Source organism: Marinomonas rhodophyticola (assembly GCF_026113935.1).
Classification (GTDB): Bacteria; Pseudomonadota; Gammaproteobacteria; order Pseudomonadales; family Marinomonadaceae; genus Marinomonas; species Marinomonas rhodophyticola.
Map to the genome: position 1 here is coordinate 423246 of NZ_JAPEUL010000004.1, position 12235 is coordinate 435480.

10 protein-coding genes are annotated in these 12235 nt (G+C 41.9%); 3 read left to right on the forward strand and 7 right to left on the reverse strand.

From position 1 onward, the window contains the following. Positions 1-356 precede the first annotated feature (356 nt). Positions 357-2093, forward strand: a complete 1737-nt coding sequence (locus tag ONZ52_RS02725; RefSeq protein ID WP_265217137.1) for a tannase/feruloyl esterase family alpha/beta hydrolase — start codon at positions 357-359, stop codon at positions 2091-2093. A gap of 503 nt (positions 2094-2596) precedes the next feature. After that, on the forward strand, positions 2597-3460 hold the full coding sequence (locus tag ONZ52_RS02730; protein ID WP_111638628.1) for an isocitrate lyase/PEP mutase family protein: 864 nt from the start codon (positions 2597-2599) through the stop codon (positions 3458-3460). Positions 3461-3537: 77 nt separating this feature from the next. Here the strand turns inward: ONZ52_RS02730 and ONZ52_RS02735 are convergent, their stop codons facing one another. Continuing rightward, the gene (locus ONZ52_RS02735) at positions 3538-4221 is read right to left on the reverse strand and encodes a P-loop NTPase family protein (protein ID WP_265217139.1); all 684 of its coding nucleotides are present in this window, start codon (positions 4219-4221) and stop codon (positions 3538-3540) included. Positions 4222-4449: 228 nt separating this feature from the next. Between ONZ52_RS02735 and ONZ52_RS02740 the strand changes: the two genes are divergently transcribed. After that, positions 4450-4689, forward strand: a complete 240-nt coding sequence (locus tag ONZ52_RS02740) for a GlsB/YeaQ/YmgE family stress response membrane protein (RefSeq protein WP_111606559.1) — start codon at positions 4450-4452, stop codon at positions 4687-4689. 67 nt (positions 4690-4756) lie between these two features. Here the strand turns inward: ONZ52_RS02740 and dapA are convergent, their stop codons facing one another. The 6 genes from dapA to ONZ52_RS02770 form a co-directional block, all read right to left on the reverse strand. After that, positions 4757-5629 carry a 4-hydroxy-tetrahydrodipicolinate synthase gene (gene dapA, locus ONZ52_RS02745; protein WP_265217142.1) on the reverse strand — a complete coding sequence of 291 codons (873 nt, stop codon included), beginning with the start codon at positions 5627-5629 and terminating at the stop codon, positions 4757-4759. A 374-nt stretch (positions 5630-6003) separates the two neighbouring features. Beyond that, on the reverse strand, positions 6004-6912 hold the full coding sequence (locus ONZ52_RS02750) for a GDSL-type esterase/lipase family protein (RefSeq protein ID WP_265217144.1): 909 nt from the start codon (positions 6910-6912) through the stop codon (positions 6004-6006). Further along, positions 6878-8620, reverse strand: coding sequence for a cyclic nucleotide-binding domain-containing protein (locus tag ONZ52_RS02755; protein WP_265217145.1), 1743 nt, complete (start codon positions 8618-8620; stop codon positions 6878-6880). Before ONZ52_RS02755 ends, ONZ52_RS02750 begins: the two co-directional genes overlap by 35 nt. 26 nt (positions 8621-8646) lie before the next feature. Continuing rightward, on the reverse strand, positions 8647-9255 hold the full coding sequence (locus tag ONZ52_RS02760; RefSeq protein WP_265217146.1) for a flavin reductase family protein: 609 nt from the start codon (positions 9253-9255) through the stop codon (positions 8647-8649). A 181-nt stretch (positions 9256-9436) separates the two neighbouring features. Further along, the gene (locus ONZ52_RS02765) at positions 9437-10096 is read right to left on the reverse strand and encodes a 2OG-Fe(II) oxygenase family protein (protein WP_265217148.1); all 660 of its coding nucleotides are present in this window, start codon (positions 10094-10096) and stop codon (positions 9437-9439) included. Positions 10097-10185: 89 nt separating this feature from the next. Then, complete coding sequence (locus ONZ52_RS02770; RefSeq protein WP_265217151.1) at positions 10186-12189, reverse strand: methyl-accepting chemotaxis protein; 2004 nt, start codon at positions 12187-12189, stop codon at positions 10186-10188. Positions 12190-12235 lie beyond the last annotated feature (46 nt).

The window sequence follows — 12235 nt, forward strand, 5'->3', positions numbered from 1 at the left end:
AGAACCTTAACATTATCAATAGGATTGAAAACCATAAAAGGGCGCACGGGGGATGCTGGGGCAGTATGTTATCCCTAGAATTTGTCTCTGTCACTGCTTCGCTGTACAAAAAGTAGCCCTAAATAGAGCGATTTTTCACAAAATAGGAAATTTTATTTCAAAACGCAGCTTTCAAGTACATTTTATGGTTTTTTATGTAGGAAAATTACAACATTAAACCCTTTAATTTGTGCATTTTTTGAATGCTTTGAGCAAAAAAAATGATGTCGTTTTGGTGTCGCTTTCTTATACTCTGTTGTGGTGGAAAACAATAAAGTAGTAAAACAATAATTATTAAAACTATAAGGAAGTGAACCATGCATCCGTTTTTATGTAAACCAAGCGTATTGGCTCTCGCTCTTGGCGGTCTGACTGTTTATAGTGGTACCACTAATGCAGCATCTGCAGCGCATATCCCATCGTTGAGTGAAGCAACGTCCTCCGTTCTAGCGACTCGTTGTGAAGGTTTTTCTTCACTTTTGGTTGCGAAAGATACCGTAATAGATTCTGTTGAAACCGTACTTAAAGGCGCATTGAAACAAGGCGATACTGATATTGAAGAGCATTGTTTAGTGAAAGGTAAAATGCATGAGCGAATCGGTGAGATTGATGGTAAGCCATATGCAATTGGGTTTGAGTTACGTTTACCGAAAGTCTGGAATGGGCGATTCTTATACCAAGCAAACGGTGGTTTAGATGGTGCTGTTAGAACCGCTGATGGCGCATTAGGTGGCGGTCCGTTAACGGGCGCCTTGTTGCAAGGTTTTGCGGTAATTAGTTCCGATGCGGGTCATGATAAACCGCTGCCGACATTTGCTTATGATCCACAAGCACGGCTTGATTATGGTTATCAGGCTGTGGCGAAGTTAACGCCGATGGCAAAAACGGTCATTAACCAAGTTTACGGCAAAGGGCCAGACCGTAGTTATTTTGCGGGTTGCTCGAATGGTGGTCGACACGCCATGATTGCAGCAACACGATATGCTGATGAATATGATGGTATTTTAGTGGGAGCGCCAGGCTATCGTTTACCACTTGCCGCGGTAGCTAGTATTGCAGGAGCGCATGTCTATGCTTCGATCCCAAATACCAATAAAGCTGATTTGCAAACTGCTTTTACACCGACTGAACGTGCCACCGTTTCAAACGCTATTTTGGCTAAATGTGATGCACTTGACGGTCTTAAAGATGACATGATTCAAGACTATAAGGCTTGTCAAACGGCTTTTAGTATTCAAACCGACGTGGCAACCTGTCAGGTAGATCGTGATGGAACTTGCCTTACTCAGCCACAAAAAGATGCCATAGATAGTATTTTTAAAGGGGTGACTACGAGTAAGGGTAAGCGTGTCTATTCCTCTTTTCCATATGATGCCGGTATCAATAATAGAGACCAATTGGTTTGGGAATATTCGTCACCCATTGAGCGAGATTCAGGGGCGGTAGCCATGATTTTTAATACGCCGCCAGTTGAATTAAAAGACTACAGTATTCGCAATTTCAATGGCGCGGATTTTGTTTGGAATGCCAATATTGACGACTTAGTGGCAAAAGTAAATGCAACAACAGCGGTTTATAAGGAATCTGCGATGTCTTTTATGACACCGCCTGCACCAGAAGATATGTCTGCTTTGCGAAACAAGGGCGGCAAAATTATGGTGTATCACGGTGTGTCCGATGCTATTTTTTCTGTGCAGGACACCGAAGCTTGGTATCAGGCGTTAGATGTCGAAAATAATGGGCAGGCTGGCGATTTTGCTCAATTTTATCCAGTGCCTGGTATGGGCCATTGCCGCGGCGGACAGTCTACAGATCAATTTGACATGCTGACGCCTTTAGTGGCTTGGGTTGAAAAAGGGGAGAAACCTAAAGAAGTGATTGCCACAGCACGTGGGGTAGGAAACCCTGGTGGCGTTAATGAAGAACTGCCAGCTTCTTGGAGTGCAACGCGAACTCGTCCTTTGTGTCCTTATCCTAGTATAGCGATCTATGATGGTAAGGGGGACGTAGAAAGTGCGAAAAGCTTTGTATGTGAGGTTCCTCAAAGCATGTAGTAATGTGTTTTCTTAGATCGTTATATGAATTTTTAGACAGAAAGACTTGCTTATAAACATAGGCAGGTCTTTTTTATTTAGACACTCAGCTTGTTATGATGTAGAGCTTTTAATCAGTAGCAATGGCATCTCTTTTTTTATAGATTGTAAATTCCTTTCATTTCTTCAAAAAACTTCGTTTTTTTAGTCGTAATTTACTTACAAAACCTAACCAATCGGTTTGTTACAGATGAAGCAAAAGCGCAAGGGGAGTATAATATGCCGCATTTACACTATATGAGATCTTTGCACGACTACTGCTCTCGTCAATACTTTGTTAAAAACAATCCCGAAATGCTCATTTATACGCCATGAGTATGGCTTTAGTGTCCTGCGACGCCATATCACTTATCTCCATGTAAGTGTTCGCTTTGTTGTTTGTTTTTGCCTCGTTTTGGTTTTGCTTGTGACAGCGTGAAAGGTACTCAATATGACATTTAGTGACATCTTTTAGGAGTATATTTATGGCAACACCTTCCCAGCACGATTTGCGTAATGATTTTCGAGCATTACTAGCAAGCGGTAAATGTTACTACACTGCTTCGACATTCGATCCTATGTCGGCTCGTATTGCAGCAGATCTTGGCTTTGAAGTAGGGATTTTAGGTGGCTCTGTTGCATCTTTGCAGGTTTTAGCTGCACCAGATTTTGCTTTGATTACGTTAAGTGAATTTACTGAGCAAGCCACTCGAATTGGTCGTGTTGCCCGTTTGCCAATCATTGCCGATGCGGATCACGGTTATGGTAATGCGCTGAACGTGATGCGAACTATTGTGGAACTGGAGCGTGCTGGCGTAGCAGCATTGACTATAGAAGACACTTTGTTGCCAGCAAAATATGGTCATAAATCGACAGACTTGATTCCAGTAGAAGAGGCTGTTGGTAAATTAAAAGCGGCGTTAGAAGCGCGTATTGATCCGATTATGAGTATCATTGCGCGCACGAATGCAGGTCAGTTGACGACGGAAGAAACCATTGCGCGTGTTAAGGCGTATCAAGCCGTTGGTGTTGATGGTATCTGTATGGTGGGTATTCGTGACTTTGCGCATCTAGAAGAAATTAGCCAGCATATTTCTATTCCAATTATGTTGGTGGCTTACGACAACCCGGAATTGCGTGATCGCGAACGTTTAGCCGCCAATGGCGTGCGTATTGTAGTCAATGGTCACGCTGCATATTTTGCGGCGATTAAAGCGACCTACGATTGCCTGCGTGAACAGCGCGGTATTGCTGAAGGGACCTTGAATGCTTCTGAGCTTTCCACGCGTTATTCTACACTAGAAGAAAACCGTGTATGGGCGAATAAGTATATGGATGTTCAAGAGTAATTTCTTCTATTCATCGATAGTTAAAACAAAAAAGCCAACGTCTGTTGGCTTTTTTGTGATACTCAAACCGATAACTATCAGCCAAGTTGTGCTAGCTGCTCATAAGTATTGCGCAGCCAGACTTTCATGCGCTGACGTTCCGCAATGTTCATGATGCTTTTATCATTGGCTACGGCCCAAAAGCTGCTGTTATTGAAGTCAATTTTTTGTGTTAGCTTGCTTTGCAGTTTGGGTAATTCGATGATTAAAGCGTCACGACTCATGGCTTTTTTAAACGTCTCTGATTTTTGGAAGCGAGAAAAGTCACTGCCACGTCCGAGGTTTTGCACAACAACAAAGTCAACAGAAGGTTGTGTATAGCGATCGAGCAAATTGTCTAACAATGTGACTGAGTCCGCTCCATCGTCCATAACATGCCATAGGCAGACTTGATATCCCATTTCGTCTAGTAAGCCAAAAACATCCGTTTCTTTAATCCATTTACCTAGTGGCTGAGCTGCTTGAGCGGCTAAGTCGATGATTAAATCACGATCTGGGTATTCCTCGATAGCCGCTAGCATGCCATCTAAACTGTCCTCTTCGCCAATTAAAATAGGAGAGGCGAATTCATTGTAAAAGCGTGAGAAGGTACCGTGCGAAGCATCACAATCAAATCCTAAAAAGGCCTGATTGTTATCGATATAATATTGTGCCAATACTCGCGCGGTCATGGATTTGCCTACACCGCCTTTTTCTCCACCTATGAAATGTACCTTACCCATTTAGATTTCCTCATCAAAGCTTAACGTAACCATGTTTAAAAGAGAGTTCGAGTAACCCGTAGACACTGTATCAATATTTATTGAAAAAGCATGATGCTTTCATGACAAAGTAACAGAAAAAAGAATAAACGCGGTAGCAGTATGGAGAATTTAAGTGCTTTTCTAGGTGTGTAAACAAATAGATGCTAGTCTAAAAGACTATGCTATACACAATATAAGGATGACTTTATGGAAATTTTAGCTTTTTTGTTGATTGGTGCATTAGCCGGCTGGTTAGCTGGTCAGTTTGTGAAAGGAGCGGGTTTCGGCTTGGTCGGTAATATTGTTATTGGTGTTGTGGGGTCTTTTGTTGGCGGCTTTACTTTTCAACTATTAGGTTTGTATTCAGGTAGTTTTTTAGGGTCGCTTGTTACCGCAACAGTGGGAGCGATTATCTTACTTTATGTGGTTCGTTTGGCGAAGTCCTAGTCATAAGGGGTTTTAATAAGACAGCCCAACTTTTTTAGTATGGGCTGTCTTATTAGTTTGTTCGTTGTTAAATGAGTTCTAATTCTTCCATGATGCGGCGTATTGTCGCTTTTGTACTGTCTTGCAGTGGCACCATAGGCAGACGACATTCTTCGGTGCACAGGCCTAATAATGACATGGCATATTTTGGTCCTGTTGGGTTGGGTTCAATGAACAGCGCGGTATGTAGGGCAAATAATTTATCTTGCAACTGGGCGGCCTCTACATATTTGCCTTCTCGGCACAAACGTTGTAACTCGACAACGAGTTTCGGGGCTACATTTGATGTCACCGAAATACAGCCATTACCGCCACCGATGTTATAAGCCACCGTAGTAATATCGTCCCCACTTAAGAAATTAAAAGGTTTATTGATTAAGGCGCGTTCACGAATAGGTCGGGTTAAGTCGCCAGTTGCATCTTTAACGCCAATGATTCTTGGTAATTCAGCAAGGCGAGCCATAGTCGTTACTTCCAAGCCAACAACTGAGCGTGGCGGAATATTATAGAGAATGATCGGGAGTTTGCTGTTGTCGTGTACGTGTTTAAAGTGTTCATACAAGCCAGCTTGATTTGGGCGATTATAATAGCCTGCAACGTGCAATGTTGCATCCGCACCAGCTTGATAAGCAAACTCTGAGTAGTTAACGGCTTCGACAGGGTTGTTGGAACCTGCCCCAGCAAGAACGGGTACGGCTTTATTGGTTTCTTGTACGGTAATTTCAATAACACGTTTGTGTTCGTGTTCGCTTAATGTGGGCGATTCCCCCGTTGTGCCAACTGGTACTAAACCATTGATGCCTTGATCAATTTGCCAGCGTACGATATTACGCAAGGCATCTTCGTCTAATTGACCGTTACGAAAAGGAGTGACTAATGCTGTTATTGCACCGTAAAACATACTGTTGCCTCATTTAGGCCGGTATGCATTCTGCTGAAAAGATAGGTAAACCGTCAGCGAGAATGCTGCCAGGGAGTTGTTTGAATCTTATTTCCACACGTCAGCGCCGCAAAGCTTCTTCGCCTTACGTTTATCGCCGTTATGTTTGTTTAAGATATTGTTATACATAAATTAATTTGAATTCTTAACATAGAGTGTTTTTCTATGCTCACCTTTTTTTCGCGAAAGGTCAATACATGGCCGACTTTTTATTGGATGGTATTTCCGCCTTGTCTAGTGTTTTTTTCGCAATAAAAAACGCTCGCTTACTGTTTAACCAATAGTGGGATAGTGATTAAACAGTCAGTGAGCGTTTTTATCGTTAGTAGAAGGCACTATTTTTTAAAGATGAAGTCTTCTGTTTCCAACAATTTATTGGTCCAAAGCTCATACGCTTTGTGGTTCAAATGCAGTTTGTCTCCTTCAAAAAGGTTTTCCTTTATGTCTCCTTTTCTGTCTAACAGCGTAGAAAACAAGTCCAAATATTGTGTATTAGGTCGAGTTTTTGCCAATCTAACTAGTTGCTGATTGGCTATTTCTATGGTTTTGCGCATTTTCAAGCGAACCGGGCTGCATTTTATACTAATGAGTGTGACGGGAATGCCAGGCAAATGACGATCTATCTTTTGTAACAGTTCGATATAGAGGTCCACCACTTTATTGCTGTCGCAATGGTTGCCGATATCATTATCGCCTGCATAAATCACCATAGAACGAGGCTTATGAGGCAAAATGATACGTTCAAAATAGTACACACAAGCTTCTAGAGTCGCCCCGCCAAAGCCAAGGTTTATACCATCCTTGTCGCGGAAGTGATGGGTGAAATCGTGCCATAAACGCATGGTTGATGAGCCATAAAACGCGACTGGCTGCTCTTTATATTTCTGGTGAGCAAGATGAAACTCTAGTTCACGGACATCGGATTCGAACTCGATATCAATCTGATTTAAGCTCATCACGTTAGAACGATAGCCATTTTTACCGCTGAATATCGGGTATTGTCGTATCTCTCTGGATAGTTCGACGGCTTCTTCGACGTAGCCTTTGTATTCTTCTTGATAGGCCATAAGGAATTGATTTAAAGCGGCTTTATCTTTGTAGTCGACTCGGCTAGACAGCTTAAACGCGGGTTTGATAATGACGGTATATAAATTGTGATCCGCTCGTTTATCAAAGTTCGCAACAACGATAGGAACTATCCATGGCTCGTCAGAAGCCCATAGAGCCAGCGAGTTCAAAAGCATGAGGTAAAAAGGTGCCAGGTGATTGATGTGTGCCAAAACTCTGGCCTTCTGGCGATATCATCAGCGGAAAGTTGTTTTGTAAGGTCTGTTGTGATTGTTTAATGAACTCATCGTATTCTGGCGTGTCTTTGGTGAGATTGTCCCAGCTATTAATAAAAATATTGCCAAAGCGACCGTAAAAATCATCACGCCAAAACTCACTTTCTTTGCTTCGACGCACGACTCGTTGTCCAGAAATACCATATTCTTTGTCTATGATCATCGCGCTGATAAATTGCGCGTCCATAGAAAAACGGAAACCATTTGGTAGGCGATTGGTTGGGGAACCAAGTAAGTGGTTATAAATAAATAAAGATCCCGCTTTTTTCGGTAAGTTTTCTAGCCCTTTGATCACATAGGGAACTTGCTGAAATGCTTGCTTAAATAGCTCTGTTCCAAAACGTCTCGCATCAAGGGCAGGTGTGTCTTTAGGTAGGTTGTTGATGGTGTCATAGACATTTTGCAGATGGCGATAAAAAGCGTTTTCGCGCTGTAAGTCTTTCAAAATATCTAAGCACATACCTGAAATAGTACGTTCTAGCACACAGCCAAAATGCAGGCATTTGTAGAGGACGCCAAAGGCTTCATCTGTTGTAATGGCGCTTTTTAATAGTTCACTAACCTTATACAAAGGTGAGCTAACGGGTAATAGTGCGGCATTTTGTTCGATGACATTGCTGACCGCAAGAACTTCGTCATTGGCTATCTGAGAAAGATAACGCATGCGGGCTGCAAGCAGGTGGGCACCGACTAACCAAATGAGGCGATAGAGATATTTTACTGAAAATTTAGGGTTATCTTGAAATATGTCTAATAAATCTTCTCGTTTAATGCGTAAGATGCTGCTGTCTCGTGAGGAGATAATTGACGTGCGGTTTTTCATGCTACCATTTTGAGTGGCCCACGCTAACACAGTACCCGCACGTGCGATTGTACGAGTTGTTATAATATCGCCAGACTCCGTCTGATAGCTGATAACCACCTTGCCTTTTATGAGCAGATATAAGCCATCAGCAAGCTGATCTTGTTGGCTTATGATATCCCCTTGATGAGCTAATAATATAGAAGATTTTTTCGCCAAAGTGTGTATTTCAGCTTGCGTAAATGTTTCGCAGAACGGTGCGTAATTGAGCAAGCTGATGGCATCTTTGAGAGCATGTGTTTGTGTTTCTGAATCAACTAGTGGGCGAGTTTCTTCAAACGCCAAAGATTCGTTAGAGAAAAAAGGGCGAGTTTGGTTTTGAATGTCGGTGAGAACAGGTAAAGACTCTTGATAGACAAATTGTAAAAACTTGTTGGCAAAGTTTAAATTGGCGTCGAGAATTTTTTGTAGCTCAACAATGGGCCAAAAGAGTAAAGTGGAAGACTTTGTGGCAGTAAATGTTGTGGCATAGCGTGATGGATGTCGGAACGCAGACCACCCTATAGGAGAAAGAGGGTTATGTATTAGGCCCACATTGTAAGACTTTCCTGTATCTTGAAGTGGAACAGAAATAGCCACTTCACCTTCAATAAGAAAATAGAGGTGCTGGCCAATTTCAAATTGCTTGGCGAGTATTTCACCGGCTTTGAGTGTTTTTATGCTTGCCATACTGGTCATTGCCGTCGCTAATTCTGCGTCAACGTTTGCCATAAAGGGGAAAGCTTGTACTTGTTTTGTTACGTCCATCTTTAGTACCTCAAATCTGTATTGCCCTAGCTAGGACGTTTGATCGTGACTGTCTCACCTAGGAGGGCATAATCATTGCCACCTAGTCGTGAAAGGGGATTAAGCTTTTTGTTATCAATGACAAAGTGATTGTCTTTTTGCATCATCAGATCGTCATCAAGATACAGATCTATGATTTCTAAATAAATCGCATCGAATGATGAATGTCCTAATGTATGCAGGTCGAATAGTTTGCAGTGAAATGCCACTTTTGCCTGTGCAATACGAGGCAATGTGTTAGTGAAATCGGTCAGGGACAGGTCTGCCCCAGGTAACTCTGACTCACCGTACGGTAACGTTGCCGCACTCTCGTTAACGGCGTTCATGACATCTCCACTTGGAATATGCAAAACACATTCCTTTTCTCGCTGGAGGTTGTATTTTGTGTCCTTGGTTATTTCTGCGGTCTTGTTACCAATAGACACCATGAGAAGGGCTGGATCAGAAGAAACTGGAGCAAAATAAGAAAACGGAGCAAGATTAAAACTGTCGTTCTCATTTTTTGTCATGATCCACGCAATGGGGCGCGGCGTGATGGTTTGTGTGATCAGATGATAGCGCTGACTGCCGCTGAGTTGATCAAACTGGAAACGCATAGACTTCCCCGTGGTTATGAAACATTCCTTGTTAAATTACTACAAATAGCATTCCATTGTGAATCTTTGAATAGAAACTTATGAAATTTATTGTAAAAAGGGGGCGTAAAAAGAGGCAAGGGAAGAGCCAATTTACTGTATAAATAGGCTCAGTCTTGGTCGAGGTATATTGTTCGAGTGATTAATACGCTTCAATAATGCTGTTAAAAGCAATGACGACGCGATCTTTTTCTCCAAAATACGGTAAGGCGGAGTGTTTTAGGTAGGAAGGAAATATAATGACCTGTCCGTCTGTTGGTGTGAAATCCCATACGCCATGCCCTCCAAGGTAAGCGGTACCTGGGTCTGCGTAGTGTTCGGCATTCACTCTGGGATCATAAAAGCGATTTAGGCCACCGTTGCCTTCGATATGAGCATCGCCAGGTTCTAAATAATAAATGCCGCACCAAGAGCAATTTGGGTGCGAGTGGGCATCGTGGTAACCGCCTTTTTGTGTAACGTGGTACCAAGATTCGATAATATGTGCGTCAGCTTCCATGTCGTCGGGCCAGAAAGCTTGGTTGACGGAAGTGGCAATTTCTAGAATCAATTCTTCTAAAGCGCGTTTAGCTTCCATTATGTTGGCGTCAGCCAAGTCTAAAAAATCCAAGGTGCTTTCGTGTAAGGCATATTTAGCTTTTGGGGCGATGTTACTTTCAATGGCGGTGGTTTGAATCGCCTTTTGTTGGTAAACCGCAGCAAGTAACGCTTCTTTTAGAAAGTCATGGTCTGGCATTTGTGTGATAAAGAGCGGTGTGCTCCAGACGGTAAGTTCTTCCAAGACAACGGATTCATTATTCATTTATTTTTTACCCAGGACATGGTGAGGCCGCATAATAACAGGCTGCGAGAATAAGTGAAGTCTAGCAAAGTAAACTTCACTTTATCGAGTTACAGGTTATTAGCCTGCTTTAGACTTTCGATTACTTCGACTTCTTTATCTATTTCAGACATGCGAGCAGTCATATCTTGAATCGCTTGTATGTTCTCGCTGACATCTCTACTTGCTATGTTAGAAGCATCACCTAGGGATTGAATTTGTGCCGTTAACTCGCCAGTATTATTGGTGAGTCGAGACATGAACTGTTCAATACTTTCGATCGACTGACTGATAGAGCCAGTTGATTTGGTGACAGATGAGATCGTTTCTCCCGTTTTATTTAAGCTGTCTTGAGTGTTTTTAGATAGTTGTCTAACTTCATCGGCAACGACAGCAAAACCTCTACCAGCTTCGCCTGCTCGCGCGGCCTCAATCGCAGCGTTAAGTGCGAGAAGGTTAGTTTGATCAGCAATTCCCGAAATAACTTTCAAAATGGCAAGCACTTGCTCCGAGTTGTTTTTCAGCTGAGCCACGTTTCCATTCAGTGCTTTGCGGCCATCTTCTTGCGCATTAATATCATTTCTTAGTTCATGGAAAGTACCGCTTACATCGCTAATAATCGCTTCTGTTTGCTGTGAATACTTTGTGATTTTATTAAAACTGACGACCACTTGTTCAAGTAAAGGGCGATATTCAGATAGATAGTTAATCAGGTCTGCCTGTAAACGATTGATTTGCATTAAGCTATTCAATCTAGATAAGGTAAAAAATTCTTTGAAATAACTGTAGTGAATCGGAAAATTATCGACAATAGGGTCCGAAAATGGTTCGTTTTTTGACACTTTGAATAGAAATAAGGCCGTTAGGGTTTGGTTCATATGTACACCTAATAGCTCGCCAAAAGTAGAAAAACCCGCGGCGTTAATGTTCTGGAAGGCGGTTAGCTCTTTGAGGGCTTTTGCATTATTTAAACGACGTAAAATACAGTCATTAGCCAGCATCGCTATGGGTTGAGGCTTGCCTTTCATAAACGCGTCAAAGGCTTGTTTGGTGCTATCGGCAAATCCTTTAGCTTCCACCAGAATAAGCTCGTCGCCAAAATCTAGGTCGCAGAAAAAATGAATGATCTTGTTATCTAAATCAATGCTGGCGATGGAGCGTATAAATAATTCATTACCAATTTCAACTGCAAAAGAGTGGTTCGTTAACTTTGTATTTAGCTCGTTTGGTTGGCATTTAAAATAGTCACAAAGGTGGTCAACCATGTTGACGATTTTGCCAGTAGATTTAGAAATGACTGTCGTAACAGTTCGCTTTTGTGGGTCTGATTCTGCAATATAAAAAGAGCGATCAGTCTTTTTAAAGTTGTGTGTTTTTAGTATGCCGTAGCGGATATTGTCTGCTAGCTTAGTAAAAATAACCACAGCACAGTTATGAGCAACTTTGTTGCCGTCGTAGACAGACGCTTGTTTGAAATCTAACTTCCCTCCTGCTGAGCCTCCAATGAAATGACAAGGAAAACGCTGGCTATCATATAGGGCTTTCATAAAGAAGTTTTCGCTAGACGACAATCCATCCATAAATGTAATGGCAATAGTATCTTGGTAGTTGATGGCCATTTTTACATTTATCTTTTCTATCTCGGATTGAATAGCTTGAATTCTATCTTGCTTGTTTTTGGTTGCTTTGCCTTGTTTTAAGTCTTCACAATGCAGTGGGATGGTTTTTATTTCAGTGGATGCTAGAAGCTCTTCACTGTAGCTTTGCAAGACAATTGAGTCCCATTTTCCATCGGTCGTTTGATAAAAGTTTGCTTGTTGGCTGTTAAGTTCGCCTGCTGTCATCACAGCAACGACTTTTTCACAGTAAGGTGTGAATCGCTGAATCTTTTCAACAGTGCTTTCAAAGTCTAGATTAGAGGATACAAAGGCAAGGATTAATTGTGTTTTCTTTTCTGGAAACATCAATTCAGACAGGGTAGTTTCAGACAGTTCAGCATGAGTTAGCTGAAGAATTTTGATGCCCTGATTTGTACTATTAGGTAACGTTATTGATTTTCGTTTAAACCAAGACATAGAGGTCTCCATAAAGCTAAATTGTTTTTGTTATCATCCCATCATT